The sequence below is a fragment of the Pseudomonas sp. SCA2728.1_7 genome (genome assembly GCF_018138145.1).
Classification (GTDB): domain Bacteria; phylum Pseudomonadota; class Gammaproteobacteria; order Pseudomonadales; family Pseudomonadaceae; genus Aquipseudomonas; species Aquipseudomonas koreensis_A.
In genome coordinates, this window is sequence record NZ_CP073104.1 from 4035001 (window position 1) to 4056139 (window position 21139).

At 58.8% G+C, this 21139-nt stretch carries 26 protein-coding genes (1 of these 26 cut by a window edge); 16 read left to right on the forward strand and 10 right to left on the reverse strand.

From position 1 onward, the window contains the following. A protein-coding gene (locus KBP52_RS17865; RefSeq protein ID WP_212620666.1) for an acyl-CoA dehydrogenase crosses the window boundary here: on the reverse strand, positions 1-557 show its start. It extends 625 nt beyond the left edge of the window; 557 of the gene's 1182 nt are visible here — the first part of the coding sequence; the start codon lies at positions 555-557; its stop codon lies off the left edge, out of view. Positions 558-714: 157 nt separating this feature from the next. On the opposite strand from KBP52_RS17865, the gene KBP52_RS17870 reads away from it, so the two are divergent. The 10 genes from KBP52_RS17870 (at position 715) to KBP52_RS17915 (ending at position 10625) form a co-directional block, all read left to right on the forward strand. Continuing rightward, a complete protein-coding gene (locus KBP52_RS17870; RefSeq protein ID WP_137219445.1) occupies positions 715-1614 on the forward strand; it encodes a LysR family transcriptional regulator in 900 nt (299 codons plus the stop codon). A 434-nt stretch (positions 1615-2048) separates the two neighbouring features. Beyond that, entirely contained in the window at positions 2049-3170 is a 1122-nt protein-coding gene (locus tag KBP52_RS17875) for a Re/Si-specific NAD(P)(+) transhydrogenase subunit alpha (protein ID WP_007911649.1), read from the forward strand. 15 nt (positions 3171-3185) lie between these two features. Next, entirely contained in the window at positions 3186-3506 is a 321-nt protein-coding gene (locus KBP52_RS17880) for an NAD(P) transhydrogenase subunit alpha (RefSeq protein ID WP_212620667.1), read from the forward strand. Further along, positions 3506-4939 (forward strand): NAD(P)(+) transhydrogenase (Re/Si-specific) subunit beta, encoded by a 1434-nt coding sequence (locus KBP52_RS17885; protein ID WP_008081130.1) that lies wholly within the window; start codon positions 3506-3508, stop codon positions 4937-4939. Before KBP52_RS17880 ends, KBP52_RS17885 begins: the two co-directional genes overlap by 1 nt. Positions 4940-5154: 215 nt before the next feature. Continuing rightward, positions 5155-6648 carry an acetyl-CoA hydrolase/transferase family protein gene (locus KBP52_RS17890; protein ID WP_123593397.1) on the forward strand — a complete coding sequence of 498 codons (1494 nt, stop codon included), beginning with the start codon at positions 5155-5157 and terminating at the stop codon, positions 6646-6648. Positions 6649-6969: 321 nt separating this feature from the next. Further along, entirely contained in the window at positions 6970-7185 is a 216-nt protein-coding gene (locus KBP52_RS17895; RefSeq protein WP_007911656.1) for a DUF1127 domain-containing protein, read from the forward strand. Between the two features lie 375 nt (positions 7186-7560). After that, entirely contained in the window at positions 7561-7878 is a 318-nt protein-coding gene (locus KBP52_RS17900; protein ID WP_007911658.1) for a DUF2388 domain-containing protein, read from the forward strand. A 107-nt stretch (positions 7879-7985) separates the two neighbouring features. Next, entirely contained in the window at positions 7986-8303 is a 318-nt protein-coding gene (locus KBP52_RS17905; RefSeq protein WP_077575231.1) for a DUF2388 domain-containing protein, read from the forward strand. 43 nt (positions 8304-8346) lie between these two features. Beyond that, positions 8347-8667 (forward strand): DUF2388 domain-containing protein, encoded by a 321-nt coding sequence (locus KBP52_RS17910; RefSeq protein WP_007911662.1) that lies wholly within the window; start codon positions 8347-8349, stop codon positions 8665-8667. Continuing rightward, positions 8664-10625, forward strand: a complete 1962-nt coding sequence (locus tag KBP52_RS17915) for a DUF4105 domain-containing protein (protein ID WP_212620668.1) — start codon at positions 8664-8666, stop codon at positions 10623-10625. The genes KBP52_RS17910 and KBP52_RS17915 overlap by 4 nt, the downstream gene beginning before the upstream one ends. Before the next feature lie 47 nt (positions 10626-10672). Here the strand turns inward: KBP52_RS17915 and KBP52_RS17920 are convergent, their stop codons facing one another. From KBP52_RS17920 to trpB, 3 genes are all read right to left on the reverse strand, one after another. Continuing rightward, a complete protein-coding gene (locus tag KBP52_RS17920) occupies positions 10673-11128 on the reverse strand; it encodes an anti-virulence regulator CigR family protein (RefSeq protein WP_212620669.1) in 456 nt (151 codons plus the stop codon). A gap of 122 nt (positions 11129-11250) precedes the next feature. After that, a complete protein-coding gene (gene trpA / locus KBP52_RS17925; protein ID WP_212620670.1) occupies positions 11251-12063 on the reverse strand; it encodes a tryptophan synthase subunit alpha in 813 nt (270 codons plus the stop codon). After that, the gene (trpB, locus tag KBP52_RS17930; RefSeq protein WP_077575227.1) at positions 12063-13310 is read right to left on the reverse strand and encodes a tryptophan synthase subunit beta; all 1248 of its coding nucleotides are present in this window, start codon (positions 13308-13310) and stop codon (positions 12063-12065) included. Before trpB ends, trpA begins: the two co-directional genes overlap by 1 nt. Positions 13311-13424: 114 nt before the next feature. Here trpB and KBP52_RS17935 point away from each other — a divergent pair, with 114 nt between their 5' ends. Next, positions 13425-14342 carry a LysR family transcriptional regulator gene (locus tag KBP52_RS17935; RefSeq protein ID WP_077575226.1) on the forward strand — a complete coding sequence of 306 codons (918 nt, stop codon included), beginning with the start codon at positions 13425-13427 and terminating at the stop codon, positions 14340-14342. Here the strand turns inward: KBP52_RS17935 and KBP52_RS17940 are convergent. Further along, entirely contained in the window at positions 14315-14641 is a 327-nt protein-coding gene (locus KBP52_RS17940) for a DUF883 family protein (RefSeq protein ID WP_007911686.1), read from the reverse strand. The two genes, KBP52_RS17935 and KBP52_RS17940, sit on opposite strands and share 28 nt — an antisense overlap. A 157-nt stretch (positions 14642-14798) precedes the next feature. On the opposite strand from KBP52_RS17940, the gene KBP52_RS17945 reads away from it, so the two are divergent. Continuing rightward, a complete protein-coding gene (locus tag KBP52_RS17945; protein ID WP_016985551.1) occupies positions 14799-15014 on the forward strand; it encodes a dodecin in 216 nt (71 codons plus the stop codon). Between the two features lie 128 nt (positions 15015-15142). After that, positions 15143-15367: a DUF1161 domain-containing protein gene (locus KBP52_RS17950; RefSeq protein ID WP_212620671.1), complete on the forward strand. Its 225-nt coding sequence runs from the start codon at positions 15143-15145 to the stop codon at positions 15365-15367. A gap of 251 nt (positions 15368-15618) precedes the next feature. On the opposite strand, the gene KBP52_RS17955 is transcribed toward KBP52_RS17950, so the two are convergent. Continuing rightward, on the reverse strand, positions 15619-16620 hold the full coding sequence (locus KBP52_RS17955) for an LLM class flavin-dependent oxidoreductase (protein WP_212620672.1): 1002 nt from the start codon (positions 16618-16620) through the stop codon (positions 15619-15621). A 241-nt stretch (positions 16621-16861) separates the two neighbouring features. On the opposite strand from KBP52_RS17955, the gene KBP52_RS17960 reads away from it, so the two are divergent. Continuing rightward, on the forward strand, positions 16862-17293 hold the full coding sequence (locus KBP52_RS17960; protein WP_007911695.1) for an OsmC family protein: 432 nt from the start codon (positions 16862-16864) through the stop codon (positions 17291-17293). Between the two features lie 242 nt (positions 17294-17535). After that, the gene (locus tag KBP52_RS17965; protein ID WP_122596915.1) at positions 17536-17775 is read left to right on the forward strand and encodes a DUF1161 domain-containing protein; all 240 of its coding nucleotides are present in this window, start codon (positions 17536-17538) and stop codon (positions 17773-17775) included. A gap of 6 nt (positions 17776-17781) precedes the next feature. Here the strand turns inward: KBP52_RS17965 and KBP52_RS17970 are convergent, their stop codons facing one another. Then, entirely contained in the window at positions 17782-18201 is a 420-nt protein-coding gene (locus KBP52_RS17970) for a hypothetical protein (protein ID WP_212620673.1), read from the reverse strand. 40 nt (positions 18202-18241) lie between these two features. Then, a complete protein-coding gene (locus KBP52_RS17975; protein ID WP_077575222.1) occupies positions 18242-18664 on the reverse strand; it encodes a hypothetical protein in 423 nt (140 codons plus the stop codon). Between the two features lie 59 nt (positions 18665-18723). Here KBP52_RS17975 and KBP52_RS17980 point away from each other — a divergent pair, with 59 nt between their 5' ends. Beyond that, entirely contained in the window at positions 18724-19806 is a 1083-nt protein-coding gene (locus KBP52_RS17980) for an aminopeptidase (RefSeq protein WP_212620674.1), read from the forward strand. A 93-nt stretch (positions 19807-19899) separates the two neighbouring features. Here the strand turns inward: KBP52_RS17980 and KBP52_RS17985 are convergent, their stop codons facing one another. Then, positions 19900-20550, reverse strand: a complete 651-nt coding sequence (locus KBP52_RS17985; protein ID WP_212620675.1) for an HAD family hydrolase — start codon at positions 20548-20550, stop codon at positions 19900-19902. A gap of 29 nt (positions 20551-20579) precedes the next feature. Further along, the gene (locus tag KBP52_RS17990) at positions 20580-21125 is read right to left on the reverse strand and encodes a gamma carbonic anhydrase family protein (RefSeq protein WP_116028656.1); all 546 of its coding nucleotides are present in this window, start codon (positions 21123-21125) and stop codon (positions 20580-20582) included. Positions 21126-21139: the final 14 nt, after the last annotated feature.

Consider the following 21139-nt stretch of genomic DNA (forward strand, 5'->3'; position numbering starts at 1 on the left):
TCTTTGGCCCAGACCACGAACACATCGGCGATCGGGCTGTTGGTGATCCACATCTTCGCGCCGGTCAGGCTGTAGCCACCGTCGACTTTACGTGCACGGGTAATCATCGCGCCCGGATCGGAACCGTGGTTTGGCTCGGTCAGGCCGAAGCAGCCGATCCACTCGCCGGAAGCCAGCTTCGGCAGGTATTTCTGCTTCTGTGCTTCAGTGCCGAATTCGTTGATCGGCACCATGACCAAGGAAGACTGCACGCTCATCATCGAGCGGTAGCCGGAGTCGACACGCTCGACTTCACGGGCAATCAGACCGTAGCTGACATAGTTCAGACCGCTGCCGCCGTACTGCTCAGGGATGGTCGCGCCCAACAGGCCGACTTCGCCCATCTCGCGGAAGATCGCCGGGTCAGTCTTCTCATGACGGAAAGCTTCGAGAACACGCGGTGCGAGGCTCTGTTGAGCGAACTGCTCGGCGGTGTCGCGGATCATGCGCTCTTCTTCGGAGAGCTGTTGATCCAGCAGCAGGGGATCGATCCAGTTGAAGCTAGCTTTACCGCCCATGATGTGTCCTCGCAAATCGGGTGAATTAACGTGGCATTGATCCTAGGCGCGGTTCGCCGTCGCGGCAAACGAGGATTTCGCATTCTGTTGTGCTAATTTCTCACTCCGAAACGTCGCGAAATGCCTTTTCTGCGGCGCATTAGTGAGGTTGATGTACATGCGCAGGAAGATCCCCAGCACCACAGCACTGATCAGTTTCGAGGCCGCCGCGCGTCACGAGAGCTTTACCCGCGCCGCTGAAGAACTTTCCCTCACCCAAGGCGCCATTTGCCGACAGATCGCCAGCCTAGAGGAGTTCCTCAGCGTGGAACTGTTCCGACGCTCGCGACGCGGAGTGAAACTGACCGAAGCAGGACTTTCCTACAGCCGCCGCGTCGCCACGCAACTTGATGCGGTCGAGCGCGACACCCTCTCAGTAATGGGCCAGCAAGGCACCAACGTGATCGAACTGGCGGTGGTGCCGACCTTTGGCACGCAATGGCTGCTACCGCGACTCAAGGATTTCCAGCTCAAACACCCGGAAGTCACCGTCAACCTGACCAACCGCACTCGCCCCTTCCTGTTTGCCGATACCGAGTTCGATGCAGCGATCTACTTCGGCGATGCCGACTGGTCGGGCACCGAATCCCACAGACTGATGGGTGAGAATCCGATGCCGGTGTGCAGCCCGGCCCTACTCGGTGACAAGACACATCTGACAGCCGAGGCAATCGCCGAGCTACCTTTGTTGCAGCAGACCACCCGCCCTTATGCCTGGCGCCAATGGTTCAACTCACAACACCTGAATATCCCCCGCGACATGACAGGTCCACGCTACGAGCTATTCTCCATGCTCGCCCAGGCCGCCATGCACGACATGGGCATTGCGCTGATTCCACCGTTCCTGATCCAGCGTGAACTGGCCGAGAAGCGCTTGGTGATTGCCAACTCCCAGGCACTCTCGAGCATCAAGGCCTATTACCTGATGATTCCCGAACGAAAGGTCGAATCAGCGTCATTGAAGGCATTTCGTGACTGGCTGGTAACCCAGGCACAGAGCTACAGCCTTGAAGGGTAAAGGCTCACAGCGATAACTAACCCCGTAGTCAGGAAATCAAAAGCCCTACAGATATAAGTATTTGTCGCAATTGCACAGACTGTATCCGAAAGTCGTACAGACGTCCCACAAGCGCCTGACGACGTGGCTTTGAGCCTTCATCAGCGACGCATTAGTACCTATTCACGTCACCGATGAGAAATTTTTCCATAATCGGCCAGAATCCTTGCAAGGCACGGCCTGCAAGGGATTCATCTGGCCATCTGCGACATTCGGTCACGGCATGACTTGTAGTTAATTTTCCGTCACCCGTCATAATCCCTTGAAGGGCATAAAGTTCGCCTGCAAAATGCCGCGCCCCGCCCTGATTTGGCGGGATCGTGCTGATCGGCCGCCCCAGTCGCACCATCCGTAGTGCATGGGTTTACTCAATAAGATCACGCAGGAGATTTGACGTGCACATTGGTGTTCCTCTCGAAACCCAGACCGGTGAAACACGGGTTGCTGCAACCCCGGAAACCATTAAAAAGCTGATCAGCCAAGGTCATAAGGTCACTGTGCAAACCGGCGCCGGCGTAAAAGCCAGTGTGGTCGACAGTGCCTATGAAGCGGCAGGCGCAACCATTGGCAGTGCCAATGACGCGTTTGGCGCCGAGCTGATTCTCAAAGTGGTCGCCCCCAGCGATGCCGAACTGACGCTGATCAAGCGCGGCACGGTGCTGGTGGGCATGCTCAACCCGTTCAACAACGAAACCATCGCGAAGATGGCCGAGTGCGGGATTACCGCGTTCGCCCTCGAAGCGGCGCCGCGCACCTCGCGCGCGCAGAGTCTCGATGTGTTGTCGTCGCAGGCGAACATCGCCGGCTATAAGGCTGTGTTGCTGGCTGCTCACCACTACCCACGCTTCATGCCGATGCTGATGACCGCTGCGGGTACCGTGAAAGCGGCGCGTGTGCTGATTCTCGGCGCTGGTGTGGCCGGGTTGCAGGCGATCGCCACGGCGAAACGTCTGGGTGCGGTGATCGAAGCGTCCGACGTGCGTCCGGCGGTAAAAGAGCAGATCGAATCCCTCGGTGCGAAGTTCGTCGACGTGCCTTACGAAACCGATGAAGAGCGCGAATGCGCCGTCGGTGTCGGCGGTTACGCGCGGCCAATGCCGGCGAGCTGGATGCAGCGTCAGGCGCAGGCTGTGCACGAGCGCGCCAAGCAGGCTGATATCGTCATCACCACCGCGCTGATTCCGGGCCGCAAGGCGCCGACGCTGTTGAGCGCGGAGACTGTAGCGCAGATGAAACCGGGCTCGGTGGTCATCGACCTCGCCGCCGCGCAGGGTGGCAACTGCCCGCTGACCGTGGCTGATCAAGTCGTCGTCGAGAATGGCGTGACCATTTGTGGCCCGACCAATCTGGCTGGTGAAGTCGCTGCAGACGCTTCGGCGCTGTACGCACGCAACCTGCTGGACTTCCTCAAGCTGGTCTTCACTAAAGAAGGCCAGTTCGACGTCAACCTCGAAGACGACATCGTCGCCGCGTGCCTGATGTGCCGCGACGGCCAAGTCATCCGCAAAAACGCCTAAGCAGGGATTCAGACGATGGAAGACCTTATCTCCCCCGGTATCTACAACCTGATCATCTTCGTGCTGGCGATTTATGTCGGTTACCACGTGGTCTGGAACGTTACACCTGCGCTGCACACGCCGTTGATGGCGGTGACCAACGCCATCTCGGCGATCGTGATCGTCGGCGCTATGCTCGCGGCCGCGCTGACCGTTACGCCGCTGGGCAAAACCATGGGCACCCTCGCCGTGGCACTGGCGGCGGTCAACGTGTTTGGTGGCTTCCTGGTCACCCGCCGCATGCTTGAGATGTTCAAGAAGAAAGCCCCGAAAGTAAAAGAAGAGGCGCCGAAGTAATGAGCATGAATCTCGTCACGACGCTCTACCTGATCGCGTCGATCTGTTTTATCCAGGCCCTCAAAGGCCTGTCGCACCCCACGACATCGCGGCGCGGCAACCTGTTCGGCATGCTCGGCATGGCCTTGGCCATCCTGACTACCGTCGGCCTCATCTATAAGTTGGGCGCTGAGCTGGCAACTGCCGGTATCGGTTATGTGATCGTTGGCCTGCTGGTCGGCGGCACTGCCGGTTCGATCATGGCCAAGCGCGTTGAAATGACCAAGATGCCGGAACTGGTCGCCTTCATGCACAGCATGATCGGCCTGGCAGCGGTGTTCATCGCGATCGCCGCAGTTGTTGAGCCGCAGTCGCTGGGCATTGTTAAACAGCTGGGCGACTCGATTCCGGCGGGCAACCGTCTGGAGCTGTTCCTCGGCGCTGCCATCGGTGCGATCACCTTCTCCGGTTCGGTGATTGCGTTCGGCAAGCTCTCGGGCAAGTACAAGTTCCGCCTGTTCCAGGGCGCACCGGTACAGTTCACCGGTCAGCACAAGCTCAACGCGGTGCTGGGCCTGGCAACGCTGGCGCTCGGTCTGACCTTCATGTTCACCGGCAACCTCACGGCGTTCGCGCTGATGCTGGCGCTGGCGTTCGTGATGGGCGTGCTGATCATCATCCCGATTGGCGGTGCCGACATGCCGGTGGTGGTGTCGATGCTCAACAGCTATTCGGGCTGGGCGGCGGCAGGTATCGGATTCTCGCTGAACAATTCGATGCTGATCATTGCCGGTTCCTTGGTGGGCTCGAGCGGCGCGATCCTCTCGTACATCATGTGCAAGGCGATGAACCGTTCCTTCTTTAATGTACTGCTCGGTGGTTTCGGCAATACGGCCGATGCAGGTCCTGCCGGTGCGAAAGAAGCACGTCCGGTGAAATCCGGTTCGGCTGACGACGCAACCTTCCTGCTGACCAACGCCGACACCGTGATCATCGTCCCGGGCTACGGCTTGGCGGTTGCACGTGCACAGCACGCGCTGAAGGAATTGACCGAGAAGCTGACCCACCGTGGCGTGACCGTGAAGTATGCGATCCACCCGGTTGCCGGCCGTATGCCGGGGCACATGAACGTTCTGCTCGCCGAGGCCGAAGTGCCTTACGATCAGGTGTTCGAGATGGAAGACATCAACTCCGAGTTCGGCCAGGCCGACGTGGTGTTGGTGCTCGGCGCGAACGACGTGGTCAACCCGGCCGCGAAGAACGATCCGAAATCGCCGATTGCCGGCATGCCGATTCTCGAAGCGTTCAAGGCCAAAACCATCATCGTTAACAAACGCTCGATGGCCAGCGGCTATGCCGGTCTGGACAACGAGCTGTTCTACCTGGACAAGACCATGATGGTCTTCGGCGACGCGAAGAAAGTCATCGAAGACATGGTCAAAGCGGTCGAGTAATACCCCCGCTGCAATAGCGAACGCCCCGACTCGTCGGGGCGTTTTTGTTTGCGCAAAACGTCGGACAATTTGCCACGTTGTTGCAGATCCAGTAACGGTGTTTTACTTGAAAACCGCTAAATAGACGCCTCGTTTGCGACCTTGGTAGCGGGACAGGCGCCCGTCAAATTCACTAGACTGCGCATCCTGCTACTCGTTGCCCGAGATAATAATCCATGTACCGTGACCGTATTCGCCTGCCTTCGTTGTTGGATAAAGTGATGAGCGCCGCCGACGCTGCTGCTCTGATTGAGGACGGCATGACCGTCGGCATGAGCGGCTTCACTCGCGCCGGCGAAGCCAAGGCTGTTCCTCACGCACTGGCCGAGCGCGCCAAGGTCACGCCGCTGAAGATCAGCCTGATGACCGGCGCCAGCCTGGGCAACGACCTCGACAAGCAACTGACCGAAGCCGGCGTGCTGTCGCGACGCATGCCATTCCAGGTCGACAGCACCTTGCGCAAAGCCATCAACGCCGGCCAAGTCATGTTCATCGACCAGCATCTGTCGGAAACCGTCGAGCAACTGCGCAACCAGCAGCTGAAGCTGCCAGACATCGCGGTCATCGAAGCCGTGGCCATTACCGAGCAAGGCCACATCGTGCCGACCACTTCGGTGGGCAACTCGGCGAGCTTTGCGATTTTCGCCAAACAGGTGATCGTCGAGATCAACCTGGCGCACAACGCCAACCTCGAAGGTCTGCACGACATCTATATCCCGACCTACCGCCCGACGCGCACGCCGATCCCGCTGGTGAAAGTCGACGACCGCATCGGTAGCACGGCGATTCCGATTCCGCCGGAGAAGATCGTCGCCATCGTCATCACCCAACAGGCCGATTCGCCGTCCACCGTGTCGTCGCCAGACGTCGACACCAACGCCATCGCCGATCACCTGATTACCTTCTTCAAGCAGGAAGTCGACGCCGGGCGCATGACCAACAAGCTCGGCCCGTTGCAGGCGGGGATCGGCAACATTGCCAACGCGGTGATGTGTGGCCTGATCGATTCGCCGTTTGAAGACCTGACCATGTACTCCGAAGTGCTGCAGGATTCGACCTTCGACCTGATCGACGCCGGCAAGCTGAGCTTTGCGTCGGGCAGCTCGATTACTTTGTCGGAGCGCCGCAACAGCGACGTATTCGGCAATCTGGAGAAGTACAAGGACAAACTGGTACTGCGTCCGCAGGAGATCTCCAACCACCCGGAGGTGGTGCGGCGCCTGGGCATCATCGGCATCAACACGGCGCTGGAGTTCGACATCTACGGCAACGTCAACTCCACGCACGTCTGTGGCACGCGGATGATGAATGGCATCGGCGGCTCCGGCGACTTCGCGCGTAATGCGCATCTGGCGGTGTTCGTGACCAAGTCGATTGCCAAGGGCGGCGCGATTTCCAGCGTGGTGCCGATGGTCAGCCACGTTGATCATACCGAGCATGATGTCGACATTCTGGTGACCGAGGTGGGCTTGGCGGACCTTCGCGGCCTGGCGCCCCGGGAGCGTGCGCGGGTGATCATCGATAACTGTGTTCACCCGGACTTCCGTCAGGCACTGAATGATTACTTCACGAAGGCCTGTGCAATTGGTGGCCACACCCCGCACATCCTGCGTGAAGCCCTGAGCTGGCACATGAATCTGGAAGAAACCGGGCGCATGCTCGCTGTCTGATTCACACAGATAAACCGCCGACGCAATACAGTTAGCGTCGGCGAACTTTCTCAAGCCTCCCCACCTGACAAAAACTGTACTGCTGTACCGGTCGTTTCCTACAGCCTTTGCCTACTTTTCCGAGTGAATCGAGCAAAAATGCACCACTTGAGTGCGGACAAGTACAGTTTGCTCAATTTTGACCCGTACACCCCCTATAAACAGTTAACTGGTCACTCACAATACAGTTGAACTGTATCTAGAGAGACTAGGCAAACGAGAGGATCATGGGCACCAGTCAAACCACTACCTGATCCCGCCACAAGCGGAAGGATGTCAACCATGGAACGTACACTCAGTTCCGAACTGTTTTTCGAAGACAAAGCTGTAAACACCCAGGCTTCCCTGCCTCTGCGCGTTATCGCCAACCTGATGTTGTGGCAGCGCCGCATCTCCAGCCGCCACCAACTGGCTCGTCTGGATTCGCGTCTGCTGGCTGACGCCGGTATCAGCGAAGCACAACGCTACGAAGAGCTGAGCAAGCCGTTCTGGCGCTAAGTAGCGTCGCTGGCTCTGGTCGTTAGACCCACCGCCAGCAACCCGAATTGAACAAACAAAACCCGTCGTGGGAAACCGCGACGGGTTTTATCGTTTTTGGCTCTAAAAAAGCCATACCAGTACAGTTCACATAATTATAAATAAGAACATTACAATTGTAGGAGCTGCCGAAGGCTGCGATCTTTTGATCTTGAAAATCCAAAGCAAAAGATCGCAGCCTTCGGCAGCTCCTACAGTTTTTCGTCTGGATGCTGGTTAGGTATCGGGTTCTGCGCCTAATATCCACGCAGAACGTGGCGAATGCTGTGTCACTGGCGTCTGACTCCTCAGATACCGAGCCACCTCTCTCTACGGTTTATCCAAAGGAGTTACACCATGTCCCGTCTTCGCCTGCTCAGTGCCGCCGCCCTGCTGGCCGTGGCTGCCAACGCCAGCGCCACCAGCTTCATCGTGACCACCGACGCCGTTGTCGGCGCTCTGAAATCCTCTTCCGACGCCACCTCCGACGTCACTTCGTCGTTCCGTGACGACAAAATCGTCCTCGCCGCCCGTGACGACGCTGCCAGCTTCGTGGCCAGCGAAGGTGAAATCCGTGGGGTGAAACTGGAAAGCGCACTGGATCACATCCGTCACCAGGCGCCACAGTTGCAAGCCACTGACGCACAACTGGCGCAGGCCATCCTGACGATCTAAGCGCCAGGTACCCATCGGGACACGTCGGTCGTGTCCCGATGTTTCGGCGCTGGCTCTGGCCCGGGCATTGCGCTAGCCTTTGGGCTCACCAAAAATTACCGAGTCCGATGCGCTTTCTTCCAAATCTACTGATTCCCTCCGTATTGTTCACCGCCTGCTGGACGGCGCCGGTTAATGCCTTTGATGCTTTCAACGCGTCGACCCAAGGCACCGTCGTCAGTGGTTACGCCACCAGCATGGTGTCTTCCGCACCGTTCGACCGTAAACTGCTTCTCGCCGCTCACGATGACGCGGCCGCGTTCGTTGCCAGTGACGGTGAATGGCGAGGTGCTCGTCTGGAATCCGCGCTGCATTACCTGCGCAAAACCCGGCCGAAACTTCATGTCAGCGACCTTGAACTGGCAGAAGCAATTCTCGTCCAATAGTTATCCTGTACCCCAGTTATCCTTGCCCTTCCGGAGTCGTTCCATGCGTAGCCCGCTGATTGCTGCCGCCCTTGGCCTGTTTTTGTTGGCCGACGTGGCCCAGGCGCACACCCTGGTAGCCACCAGTAACATCATCGTTCGTGCCTCCCAGCGCACCATCGATTTCACCTCCGACACCACCACGTCGATTCGCGATTCGAAAATCATCCGCGAAGCCCACGACGACGCTGCCAGTTTCGTTGCCACTAACGGTGATATCCGTGGCGCGCATCTGGAAGCCGCGCTCAATACCCTGCGCACCCGTGTGCCGGAAGCGCGCGACGCCAGTGATCAGGTTCTCGCCGAAGCCATCCTCGCACTGTGAAGTCACTCGGCACCTGGCTGCTGGCCGGGGCGTTGTTGCTGCTTGGCAACAACGCCCACGCCGGCCTGCAACTGCGGCTCAAGACCGACGGTCTGAGCCCCGCCCAACAACAGGCCAGCCAGGCGCTGATCGATGAGGCAATGCAAAAGTTGCCGCCGAGCTTTATCGAGCGGCTGGATCGGCGCATAGATGTCGGCTGGACCGACGACATGCCGAGCAACGCCTATGGCCAGGCCACGCTGGTGGCCGAACTCGATCTGAATCGCAAACTGCTGGCCAGCCTGACTGACGGCAGCGCAGCCAAAGAAAAAACCAATCGCCCCCACGGCACTGTGCGTCAGGAACTGCTCGCCACGGTGCTGCATGAAATCACCCACATTTATGATCGCGCGCGCCTGTGGCCGAGTGCCGAGCGCACGCTGATCCAGCGTTGCACTCGACGGTTCAACAGCGCCGGGCTGATCGGCATCCCCGATGAATGCCGTGGCCAGAACGGCCGTCGCTTCACCCTCAGCGATGATCCGCGCCTGCTCGACCTCGCCGGTTGGCAGCAATACGTCGGTCGTCGTGGTGAACGCGAACAACACAACCGGCAGATCGCGCGCAGCCCGGACCTGTACGAAATCTCCAGCCCGAAGGAGTTCGTCGCGGTCAACATGGAGTACTTCCTCCTCGATCCGAGCTATGCCTGCCGTCGCCCGGCGCTGTATCGCTATTACCAGGAGCACTTCGGCTGGGCGCCGCCGGCCAAAGACGCCTGCAGCAAAACTTTCTCGTTCCTCAATGCCGGCAACGACTTCGCCAAGCAACCCTTGGGGCAGGTCGATCCCGAGCGGGTGTATGCCGTCGACTATCTGCTGGCCGAGGCCAATCAGAACTGGGTCAGCCGTTGGGGCCACAGCATGTTGCGTCTGGTGATCTGCGCACCGGGCCGTCCGCGCGGGCCGGATTGCCGACTCGATCTGGACCAGCATCTGGTGTTGTCCTACCGCGCCTTCGTCGGCGATGTGCAGCTGTCGAGCTGGGACGGACTGGTCGGCAAATACCCGTCGCGGCTGTTCGTGTTGCCGCTCGCGCAGGTCATCGACGAATACACCAAGACCGAACTGCGCAGCCTCGCTTCCGTGCCGTTGAACCTGTCACGGGACGAGATCGAAGGCGTGGTCGAGCATGCGGCCGAGATGCACTGGAGCTATGACGGCAACTACTTCTTCCTCTCCAACAACTGTGCAGTGGAAGGTTTGAAACTGTTGCGCAGCGGCAGTAACAACAACCAGTTCGTGGGTCTGGACAGCATCATGCCCAACGGTTTGCTGGAAGTGATGAAGGGCCGTGGTCTGGCGGACACCAGTGTGCTGGATGATCCGAAAGAAGCCTTGCGTCTGGGCTATCGCTTCGACTCGTTCCGCGATCGCTATCAGGCGATGTTCGATGTGCTGAAGAAGCAATTGCCGATCAAGCAGAACACCGTCGAAGAATGGCTTTCACTGACAGCCGAAGAACGCCGTGAGTGGTTTGAGCGCGCCGACTTGCGCACCAGCGCCGCGTTGTTGTTGCTGGAGCAGGCGAGTTATCGCCGCCAATTGCTGCTGGCACAAGACGAGGTCAAGCAGCGTTACCTCGGCGCGCGAGAGCTGGAAAACGGCGGCATGGACAAGGCCAACGCGACCTTGCAGGAAATCCTCGCCAATAGCGGGTTCCTCAGCCGTCCGGCGGAATTGCTCGACGCCAAGGGTTACGGATTGCCACAGCCGACCGAGTTCACTCGACTGGAAGCGGAGAGCAGTCAGCGGCAGAAGAAGCTGCTGGCACTGTCGGGTGATCTCGACGCCGAAGTACGCAAGTTGCTGGAGCCGAAGCGGGCCGCCGAAATTGCGGCCAGCGAAGAGAACGTGAAGCAGATTGGCGCGCATCTGCGCAAACTGCACAAGGCCTCCGGCGGACTGGAGCTGCCCTGAAAAAAAGACCGCAGCCATTGGCTGTGGTCTTTTTTATTGCCTGCGGATCAATACAAAACGCCATCGAGAATTTCGTAGACGATCCCGGTGCCCACCGCGATCAGCACAATGTCGCCCCCCGCCCGACGCCATTCATAACCCGGATACACCGGCAAACGACCCAACGCGCGACCGTCCAGACGTTCACCGTAATACCCATGCGGCAACGGCCGGCCACGCTCCAGATGAATCCCCGGAGGCGGCGGCGCACCGCGTACAAAGTAGCCATGATTGTCACGAATGGTCTGACGCACCGGACCAAAGTCGCGCGGTGGCGGACCACCACGGTGATCATTCTGTGGGCCACGGTGGTCGTCACCGTGATTGTCGCCGCGGTTATCGTGCTGGCCCTGCTGTGGGCCGCCGTGGTCGTGATCGTCGCGCGGATCAGCGCTGGCCAGCAGCGGAGTCGCACTGATCAACAGCACGCCCAGTCCGGCCATCAGACGTTTCGGCATTTTCATCGGGTATTTCCTCACGGCACAAACAACAAAAAGGGCTTCAGAACGATGTTCTGAAGCCCTCGGTCTTGCTCATTTAGTCTGTGCCGCGAGGCGCTAATTCCTCTGTATCAGGAACTTTACCTTCAGCTGACGCGGGCCTTACGCACGCCTTCCGACAGTACCGAGCACAAGCCCAATACGCCGTCGACGGCTTGAGCAGGCGTGGTCGCATTGGCGATATGATCGATCAACGCCGAGCCCACCACTACACCATCAGCCAGACGCGCGATGGACGCTGCTTGCTCCGGCGTACGGATGCCGAAACCGATGCTGATTGGCAGATCGGTATGACGGCGCAGACGAGTCACCGCCTCTTCGACATGCTCCAGCGTTGCGGCGCCAGCACCGGTCACACCGGCGACCGACACGTAGTAAACGAAACCGGAACTGCCATTGAGTACTTTCGGCAAACGCGCATCGTCGGTGGTCGGCGTGGTCAGGCGGATAAAGTCCAGACCGGCAGCCTGCGCCGGGTCGCACAGCTCGGCGTTGTGCTCAGGCGGCATGTCGACCACGATCAGGCCATCGACGCCGGCCTCTTTCGCGTCAGCGATGAAGCGTTCAACGCCATACATGTGGATCGGATTGAAGTAGCCCATCAGTACCAGCGGCGTATCGCTGTTGCCTTCGCGGAACTCGCGAACCATTTGCAGGGTTTTCACCAGGTTCTGCTTGGCGCCCAAGGCACGGATGTTCGCCAGTTGAATCGCCGGGCCGTCGGCCATCGGGTCGGTAAACGGCATGCCCAGCTCGATCACATCGGCGCCAGCACCCGGCAAGCCTTTGAGGATCGCCAGCGAAGTGTCGTAGTCCGGATCACCGGCAGTGACGAAGGTCACCAGCGCGGCGCGGTTCTGTTCTTTGAGGTCGGCAAAACGGCTTTGCAGGCGGCTCATCAGTGTTTCTCCTGCTTGGATGGCTCTTGTTGAGAGTTTTCCATATGGTGCATGACGGTCTGCATGTCTTTGTCGCCACGGCCCGACAGGTTGACCACCATCAGGTGATCCTTCGGCAGCTTCGGTGCGCGTTTGAACACTTCAGCCAAGGCGTGGGCGCTTTCCAGGGCAGGAATGATCCCTTCGAGGCGGCAGCATTTGTGGAACGCGTCGAGGGCTTCGTCGTCGGTTACCGAGGTGTACTGAACGCGGCCGATGTCATGCAACCACGCGTGCTCAGGACCAATGCCGGGGTAATCGAGGCCAGCGGAGATTGAGTGAGCGTCGATGATCTGGCCATCGTCGTCCTGCAGCAGGAAGGTGCGGTTACCGTGCAACACACCCGGAACGCCACCATTCAGGCTCGCCGCGTGCTTGCCGGTTTCGATGCCGTAACCGGCGGCTTCAACGCCGATGATCTCAACGCTCTTGTCATCGAGGAACGGGTGAAACAGGCCCATCGCGTTGGAACCGCCACCGATGCACGCCACCAGACTGTCCGGCAGACGGCCTTCCTGAGCCTGCAACTGATCACGGGTTTCCTTGCCGATCACGGCCTGGAAGTCGCGAACCATCGCCGGGTAAGGATGCGGGCCGGCCACGGTGCCGATCAGGTAGAAGGTGTTGTCGACGTTGGTTACCCAGTCACGCAGGGCTTCGTTCATCGCGTCTTTCAGGGTGCCGGTGCCGGCGACCACTGGAATCACTTCAGCGCCCAGCAGCTTCATGCGAAAGACGTTGGCCTGCTGACGTTCGATGTCAGTGGTGCCCATGTAGATCACGCAATCCAGACCGAAACGCGCAGCGACGGTGGCGGTGGCCACGCCGTGCATGCCAGCGCCGGTCTCGGCGATGATGCGTTTCTTGCCCATCCGCCGCGCCAGCAGGATCTGGCCGATGCAGTTGTTAATCTTGTGCGCGCCGGTGTGGTTCAGCTCTTCGCGCTTGAGGTAGATCTTGGCGCCGCCGCAGAACTCGGTCAGACGTTCAGCGAAATACAGCGGACTCGGACGGCCGACGTAATCACGCTGGAAGTAGGCCAATTCTTCTTTGAATGCCGGATCTTCCTTGGCCGCTTCGTATTCGCGGGCCAGATCGAGGATCAACGGCATCAGGGTTTCCGCCACGTAGCGGCCACCGAACGAGCCGAACAGGCCGTTATCGTCCGGGCCGTTACGCAGATCAGAGGTGTTCGAAGTCTGGGTCATGAGTCGCTCCAGGTGAATTCGGGTCAAAAGACAATGACGACCACTCTACCCCTGACGTTCCAGGCTGAAAACCGATAAGATCGCCACAACCTGTCAGGAAAACTCACAGATACCATGAGCCACGACCTTCCTCCGCTGAACGCATTGCGTGCGTTCGAAGCGACCGCCCGATTGAACAGCGTCAGCCAGGCTGCCGAGCAGTTGCACGTCACGCATGGCGCGGTCAGTCGTCAGCTCAAAGTGCTGGAAGAGCACTTGGGCGTCAGTCTGTTCGTCAAGGATGGGCGCGGCTTGAAACTCACAGATGCCGGCATGCGTTTGCGCGATGCCAGTGGCGAGGCGTTTGACCGGTTGCGCAGTGTTTGCGCGGAATTGACGCAAAGCACGGCGGATGCGCCTTTCGTACTGGGTTGCTCGGGAAGTCTGCTGGCGCGCTGGTTTATCCCGCGCTTGGGGCGGTTGAATGCCGATCTGCCGGATCTGCGTCTGCATCTGTCGGCGGGTGAAGGCGATCTCGATCCACGACGTCCGGGACTGGATGCTTTGCTGCTGTTCGCCGAGCCACCATGGCCTGCGGACATGCAGGTCTATGAACTGGCCGCAGAACGCATCGGTCCGGTCATGAGTCCGTTGTTCAGTGGCTATCAACGCCTGCAAACAGCGCCAGCTTCAGCGCTGCTCAGTGAACCATTGCTGCACACCACTTCGCGTCCGCAAGCCTGGCCGAGTTGGGCGCAGCAGAGCGCACTCGACGCGAGAACGTTGAAGCTGGGGCAAGGTTTCGAGCATTTGTATTATTTGCTGGAAGCAGCAGTCGCCGGTCTCGGCGTGGCCATCGCGCCGGAGCCGCTGGTAACAGAAGATTTGAAGGCCGGTCGCCTGGTTGCGCCATGGGGCTTCTGTGAAACCCCGGCGCAACTGGCGTTGTGGCTACCCAAGCGCGCCGCAGACGGGCGCGCCCGGCAACTGGCGCAATGGCTCAAGAACGAGCTGCGCCAGAGCGATCACTCGCCGCGCTTGAATAGCAAGTAAGCGGCCAGCAGACCGATCGCACCGACTGCAACACCGGCGGTCGTCCACGGATGTTCCTGCGCGTAATCACGGGTGGCGATCCCGGTTTCACGGGTTTTAACCTTGACTTCTTCATAGGCATCGCTGAGCAGGTGACGCGAATGTTTCAGCGCACTTTCGGCATTGCTTTTCAGCGCCTTGAGGGTCTTGCGCGACTCGTCCGAAGCGTCGTCCTTCAAGCTTTCCAACGATTTGAGCAGACTCTCGATCTCGGCTTCCATGCTTTGCAACGAGGCTTTACGTAAAGAGGTGTTGGCCATGGTGGCTCTCCTGCATTGGTGATGAGTGGCGTGTGTTGGTTGGGACTTCAGCGGTTTGAGAAAGTGCAGAAAATCTGAACTTCGCCTGCGCAAAGCCGCCGAAATCAACAGTGCAGATTCACTGCTAGTCTCAATTCCACACGCCAAGGAGATCGTTATGAGTGACCATCACACGTACAAGAAAGTCGAGCTGGTCGGTTCGTCGACCAGCAGCATTGAAGACGCCATCAACAACGCGATTGCTGAAGCAAACAAGACCATTCGCAACCTGGAATGGTTTGAAGTGACCGAAACCCGTGGTCACATCAAGGACGGCAAGGCCGCGCACTTTCAGGTGACATTGAAAGTCGGCTTCAAGATTGCCAGCAGCTGAGTTTGGTCTAGTCTTCTGAACTTGCGCGCTGGCCGAGTGCCATAGGAATGGCAAAGCGCTACAGGGTGAGTTCATCGGGTGGATGACCTGATGCCCGCCTCTTTCAATCCGACCAGGGAGTGCGACCGATGAAGAAGTTCATGTTGGCAGTAGGTTTGTTGAGCCTTGCGGGTGGTACGTTTGCTGCCGGTAAGCCATGTGAAGAGCTGAAAAGCGAGATTGCGGCGAAGCTGGATGCCAAGGGCGTTTCCGGGTATTCCCTGGAGATTGTTGATAAGGGCGCAGCGTCTGACGGCAAAGTCGTTGGCTCCTGCGAGGGCGGCGCCAAGGAAATCGTCTACAAGCGCGGTTGATCGTGACTGAAATGCAAAAGCCGACGTGAAGGCGTCGGCTTTTTTGTGTCCGGGATTTGAGATTTTTGGTGGATTTGAAATCGAACCCCCTCACCCCAGCCCTCTCCCCCCAGGGGGGCGAGGGGGAAAGGGAGCAGATCGGGGGTTGTTCAGAGCCTGATTACGACTGGATTTTTCAGGTCGGCGTATCTCGAACAGTCAATCCGGTCAGTCCCCTCTCCCTCCGGGAGAGGGTTAGGGTGAGGGGCTTTTCAGCCCTTCATCACCTGCGCCAACAACTCGTACGAATGCACTCGATCAGCGTGTTCGTAGAGATCACTGGTGAAAATCAGCTCGTCGGCCTGGGTCTGCTCAACCAGCACTTCCAGCTTGGCGCGGATCTTCTGCGGGCTCCCCACCATCGCCAGCCCCAGGAAATCCCCCACCGCCTCACGCTCATGCGGTAGCCACAGCCCGTCCATGGTTTTCACCGGCGGACGCTGCACCAGGCTCTGCCCGCGCATCAACGCGAGAATGCGCTGGTACACCGAAGTCGCCAGGTAATCGGCTTGTTCATCGGTATCGGCCGCCACCAGCGGCACGCCGAGCATCACGTACGGTTTGTCGAGCACCGCCGAAGGCTTGAAGTGATTGCGATAAACGCGGATCGCCTCATGCATGAAGCGCGGAGCGAAATGCGAGGCGAAGGCGTAAGGCAAGCCGCGCTCACCAGCCAATTGCGCGCTGAACAGGCTGGAACCCAGCAGCCAGATCGGCACATTGGTGCCGGTGCCCGGCATCGCGATCACCCGCTGTTCCGGCGTGCGCGGACCGAGGTAGCGCACCAGTTCGGCGACGTCCTCGGGGAAATCATCAGCGCTACCGGAGCGCTCACGGCGCAAGGCGCGGGCGGTCATTTGATCGGAACCGGGAGCACGGCCCAAGCCGAGGTCGATCCGGCCCGGGTACAGACTTTCCAGTGTGCCGAACTGCTCGGCAATCACCAGCGGCGCATGGTTGGGTAGCATCACGCCGCCGGAGCCGACACGGATGGTCGAGGTCCCGCCGGCCAAATAGCCGAGCAGAACAGACGTCGCAGAACTGGCGATGCCGTCCATGTTGTGGTGTTCGGCCACCCAGAACCGCGTGTAGCCGAATTTCTCGACATGCTGCGCCAGGTCCAGCGAGTTGCGCAGCGACTGCGCCGGGCTGCCGTTCTCGCGCACCGGTACCAGATCGAGGGTGGAAAATTTTACGTCGGACAGTTGCTTCATAAACCTGCGTCTCCGAGTGAGGAGGCAGGCTTTTCTTGCGAACGAAAACCTGCCAAATCCATAAGCGTGTTTTGTGCAATGAGGGCATATACCCGAGTTTCAATAGCAGCGATGAAATTTCCTACTAAAAAAGTCAACGATTCAGCCGGGCTGAACTTTGCTGCGGCGTCTATCCTCAGAAGCCTTGCAAGTAAAACCACGACGGCGCGGCGTTTCCGCGCCAGATCTTGAGGAGGCAGACATGGCTATCGTGAAGAAAGCATCCGCACATTGGGCAGGCGATCTGAAAACCGGCATCGGCTCGATCTCCACAGAAACCGGGGTCCTCAGAGAAGCGCCCTACGGCTTCAAGGCCCGCTTCGAGGGCGGCAAAGGTACCAACCCGGAGGAACTGATCGGCGCCGCGCATGCCGGTTGTTTTTCCATGGCGTTTTCGATGATTCTGGGCGATGCGGGCCTGAAGGCCGACAGCATTGATACTCAGGCGGAGGTGACTCTGGATCAGGTCGATGGCGGGTTCGCGATTACCGCGGTGAAGCTGATCCTCAAGGCGAAAATCCCTGGGGCGACGCAGGAGCAGTTTGAAGAGCTGAGCAACAAGGCCAAGGAAGGGTGCCCGGTGTCGAAAGTGCTGAATGCGAAGATTACCCTTGAGGCTTCGCTGGTCAGTTGATTCGGCGCTGGCCGGTCTGACGCCTTCGCGAGCAGGCTCGCTCCCACAGGGATTCGTGTGGCACACAGTTGCAAATGTGGGAGCGAGCCTGCTCGTGAAGGCGATTTCAAAATCAACACAAGGTTTGAAACCTTCAGCACAACTTGTGAGCGAAGTCAGAACCCTCGCTGTAAAAATATGGTCGAATAAGTGACAGCAGCTTCAGCGCACCCCCGTGCGCGCTGCCTCAGGGAGCTTCACTCATGAAACGTATTGGCTTGGCGATCCTCTGCAGTGCACTGGCCACTTCTGTCATTGCGGCGCCCAAAGACTGCGAAGAACTCAAGAAAGAGATCGAAATCAAGATTCAGGCCAAAGCCGTGCCCTCCTACACGCTGGAAATCGTCAGCAAGAAAGAGGCTGCAAAACACGATATCGCCATGGTTGTCGGCACTTGCGATTATGGCCGCAAGAAAATCATCTATCAGAAGAACGACAGCTGAGTCGCCTCAGATAATGCAGTTGTAGTCGTAGTCCTCGGCGACAATCTCGCGCTTGGCGTTGTACAGCCGGGCACTCGGGGTGAATCCCAGCGAACGCCCCTCCAGCACATAACGCTGGCCGGCCTCGAAATGGTCATAGCGGATGTACAGATAGCACAGCCGCTCAACCGGGCCGTTCATCAAACTGCCGCCACCACCAAACACTTCGAAATCGAACCGCACGCGTAATTCGTGGCTGCCGGGGGTGACCTGAAAGTAGCGCCCGTCATTCAGTCGCTGTTTGTCGAGACGCTCGGCCATCAGCACTTTACCGCCGGGTGTCGGCGTCGAAAAATCGACCCAGGCCATCTGCGGATCGGCCGGGGGCAGCGGTGTCTGACAACCCGCCACAAAACTGGCAACGAGCAACAACAGCAACTGGCGCATGATGAATATCCAAGGATCTGAATACTCAGCATAGCGCCGATCAGCTGCTCTGACAGCCTGCCGGCGTGCCCTGGCCTACCACTTTGCGCTGCTCGTCATAGAGCTTCGCCCATGGCCGAAAACCAATGCTGCCAGCCTGTAACTGATAACGCTGGCCGGCATTGAAGTCCTTGAATTTCACATTCAATTGGCAATCGCGCCACAGCGGCTCAGCGTCGGGACCGATATTGGTCGCCGCCACCGGAAACTGATAACGCACCTTCAATTCATGGCTGCCTGGCTGCACTTCAAAATAGCGTTTGTCGTCGGTCACGCTGCTATCGACCTTCAACGCTTGCAACGTCGTGTCCTGCTGCCGGGCATCGAGATCGACCCAGGCTTGCGAGGGATCAGGATCGGGCATTCCGAATCCGGCACAACCGGCCAGCGTCAGCAGGCCTCCTGACAGCATCAACATGCGCATAGCGGTGCTCCTTAAGGCGGGATAGTCTTGCGGGCAGACTCTCCGGGGGATTTCTTATTTTGATCAGGCCGTTTCCAAGCCTTGGGTTACTTGATCGCGTTTTTCGGGTTTTGTTTCCGGGTGTGTTGTTTTTGTTGCTCAACGGTTGCGCCAGCGTCAGCTATTACGCTCAGTTGGCCAGCGGCCAGTTGCAATTGCTGCGGGCCCGAGAGCCTGTGGAAAAGGTGATTGCCGATCCGACCCGCGATGCCACTTTGCGAGCGCATCTGGCCCAGTCACAAAAAGCCCGCGCCTTTGCCAGCGAACATCTGCACCTGCCCGATAACCAGAGCTATCGCCTTTACGCCGATATCCATCGCCCGTACGTGGTGTGGAATGTGTTCGCCACTCAGGAGTTCTCCCTGACGCCACAGAATCATTGCTTCCCGATTGCCGGCTGCGTGGCCTATCGCGGTTATTACAGTCAGAGTGCCGCGCGAGGCGAAGCGGCGATCCAGCGCCTGCAGGGCATGGACGTGTCGATTGGCGGTGTTGAGGCTTACTCGACGCTCGGCTGGTTCAACGACCCGATCCTCAATTCGATGATGGGTTGGGGCGATGAGCGTCTGGCCACGCTGATCTTTCACGAGCTGGCGCACCAGCGTTTCTATGTGAAGGACGACACCGAATTCAACGAATCCTTTGCCACGTTTGTCGAGCAGGAAGGCACGCGGCAGTGGCGGGCGTTTCGTGGGTTGCCGGCGGACACCGATTCACGGCTGAAGCAGCGCGATCAGTTTATTCAATTGGTCCTCGATACCCGCTCACGGCTGGAAAAGCTCTACGCGCAGTCAATACCGGTTGAGCAAATGCGCGAACACAAAGCAGCCGAGTTCGAACAGTTTCGCCGCGAATACCGAATGATGAGGGACAGCCAGTGGGCCGGGGACAAGCGTTATGACGCTTGGGTGAATACGCCGTTGAACAATGCGCGGTTGTTGCCGTTTGGGCTGTATGACCAATGGGTACCGGCGTTTGCGGCGTTGTTCAAGCAGGTTGGAGGGGATTGGCTGAGGTTTTATGCGCAGGTTGAGCGGTTGGGTGGGTTGCCGGTGGCTGAGCGTAAGGCGGCTTTGAAAATTTTGGCAGATCCAAACAGTTGAGTTGTTTGGGAGTAAGTCATCGCGAGCAGGCTCACTCCTACAAGGGAATGCGTTCCAAATGTAGGAGTGAGCCTGCTCGCGATTGCAATCTAATCAGCGCTGCAAAAAGGCCTGATGCAACTGATCCAGTGTCTCGAAGTGATAAGCCGGCGCCTCAGCATTCAACTCTTCAAAACTGCCAAACCCATAACCCACTGCCGCCGCATCCAGCCCATTGCTCCGGGCACCGATCAGGTCATGCTTGCGATCGCCAATCATCAGCGTATTCGCCGGGTCCAGCCCTTCTTCAGCCAACAGATGCGCAATCAGCTCAACCTTGTTGGTCCGCGTGCCATCCAGTTCGCTGCCGTAGATCACCTTGAAGTGCCGGGCGAAATCAAAATGCCGGGCAATCTCGCGGGCGAACTCCCATGGCTTCGAGGTGGCGATATACAGCTGCCGCCCCTGCCCGATCAGGGTTTCCAATAACGGCGTGACACCTTCAAACACACGGTTCTCATACAGGCCCGTTACCTTGAAGCGCTCACGATAGAAATTCACCGCCTGCCACGCCTTGGCTTCATCAAAATCGTAGAACTGCATAAACGCCTGCAACAACGGCGGGCCGATGAAGTGTTCCAGCTTGGTCAGGTCCGGCTCGTCGATACCGAGCTTGGCGAGGGCGAACTGGATGGAACGGGTGATGCCCTCACGCGGGTCGGTCAGGGTGCCATCGAGGTCGAACAGTACGGTTTGGTAATGCATGGGAATTCCTGAGCGGTCGCGATTTCGATTCAGAGTGTGTCGTAGCCTTCGGCCAGATGCAGATCCTTGAGCTTCACGTAGTTGGCGGCGCTGTAGGTGAAGAAGGCTTTTTCCTTGTCGGTGAGTTCTCGCACCTGTTTCACCGGGCTACCCACATAAAGGAAGCCACTTTGCAGACGCTTGCCCGGCGGCACCAGGCTGCCGGCGCCAATGATCACGTCGTCCTCGACCACCGCGCCGTCCATGACGATGCTGCCCATGCCGATCAGCACGCGGCTGCCGACAGTGCAGCCATGCAGCATGACTTTATGGGCGATGGTCACATCATCGCCGATCAGCAGCGGGAAGCCGTCCGGATTGAACGGGCCGGCGTGGGTGATGTGCAGCACGCAGCCGTCCTGCACGCTCGTGCGCGCACCGATGCGGATGCGGTGCATGTCGCCACGGATCACGGTCAGCGGCCAGACCGAGCTGTCTTCACCGATTTCGACGTCGCCGATCACCACCGCCGAGCTGTCGACAAACGCGCCTTTGCAAAGGCTTGGGGTGTGATTCTGGTACTTGCGAACGGACACGATAATTTCTCTCT

Bases quoted from the DNA above. Each gene is read 5' to 3' on its own strand.
- KBP52_RS17900 (WP_007911658.1), top strand. From the start codon at position 7,561: ATGTCCCGTCTTCGCCTGCTCAGTGCCGCCGCCCTGCTGGCCGTGGCT.
- KBP52_RS17935 (WP_077575226.1), top strand. From the start codon at position 13,425: ATGAGCCACGACCTTCCTCCGCTGAACGCATTGCGTGCGTTCGAAGCG.
- KBP52_RS17965 (WP_122596915.1), top strand. From the start codon at position 17,536: ATGAAACGTATTGGCTTGGCGATCCTCTGCAGTGCACTGGCCACTTCT.
- KBP52_RS17975 (WP_077575222.1), bottom strand. From the start codon at position 18,664: ATGCGCATGTTGATGCTGTCAGGAGGCCTGCTGACGCTGGCCGGTTGT.
- KBP52_RS17910 (WP_007911662.1), top strand. From the start codon at position 8,347: ATGCGTAGCCCGCTGATTGCTGCCGCCCTTGGCCTGTTTTTGTTGGCC.
- trpB (WP_077575227.1), bottom strand. From the start codon at position 13,310: ATGACCCAGACTTCGAACACCTCTGATCTGCGTAACGGCCCGGACGAT.
- KBP52_RS17870 (WP_137219445.1), top strand. From the start codon at position 715: ATGCGCAGGAAGATCCCCAGCACCACAGCACTGATCAGTTTCGAGGCC.
- trpA (WP_212620670.1), bottom strand. From the start codon at position 12,063: ATGAGCCGCCTGCAAAGCCGTTTTGCCGACCTCAAAGAACAGAACCGC.
- KBP52_RS17890 (WP_123593397.1), top strand. From the start codon at position 5,155: ATGTACCGTGACCGTATTCGCCTGCCTTCGTTGTTGGATAAAGTGATG.
- KBP52_RS17945 (WP_016985551.1), top strand. From the start codon at position 14,799: ATGAGTGACCATCACACGTACAAGAAAGTCGAGCTGGTCGGTTCGTCG.
- KBP52_RS17955 (WP_212620672.1), bottom strand. From the start codon at position 16,620: ATGAAGCAACTGTCCGACGTAAAATTTTCCACCCTCGATCTGGTACCG.
- KBP52_RS17880 (WP_212620667.1), top strand. From the start codon at position 3,186: ATGGAAGACCTTATCTCCCCCGGTATCTACAACCTGATCATCTTCGTG.
- KBP52_RS17985 (WP_212620675.1), bottom strand. From the start codon at position 20,550: ATGCATTACCAAACCGTACTGTTCGACCTCGATGGCACCCTGACCGAC.
- KBP52_RS17960 (WP_007911695.1), top strand. From the start codon at position 16,862: ATGGCTATCGTGAAGAAAGCATCCGCACATTGGGCAGGCGATCTGAAA.
- KBP52_RS17950 (WP_212620671.1), top strand. From the start codon at position 15,143: ATGAAGAAGTTCATGTTGGCAGTAGGTTTGTTGAGCCTTGCGGGTGGT.
- KBP52_RS17885 (WP_008081130.1), top strand. From the start codon at position 3,506: ATGAGCATGAATCTCGTCACGACGCTCTACCTGATCGCGTCGATCTGT.
- KBP52_RS17920 (WP_212620669.1), bottom strand. From the start codon at position 11,128: ATGAAAATGCCGAAACGTCTGATGGCCGGACTGGGCGTGCTGTTGATC.
- KBP52_RS17895 (WP_007911656.1), top strand. From the start codon at position 6,970: ATGGAACGTACACTCAGTTCCGAACTGTTTTTCGAAGACAAAGCTGTA.
- KBP52_RS17970 (WP_212620673.1), bottom strand. From the start codon at position 18,201: ATGCGCCAGTTGCTGTTGTTGCTCGTTGCCAGTTTTGTGGCGGGTTGT.
- KBP52_RS17905 (WP_077575231.1), top strand. From the start codon at position 7,986: ATGCGCTTTCTTCCAAATCTACTGATTCCCTCCGTATTGTTCACCGCC.
- KBP52_RS17940 (WP_007911686.1), bottom strand. From the start codon at position 14,641: ATGGCCAACACCTCTTTACGTAAAGCCTCGTTGCAAAGCATGGAAGCC.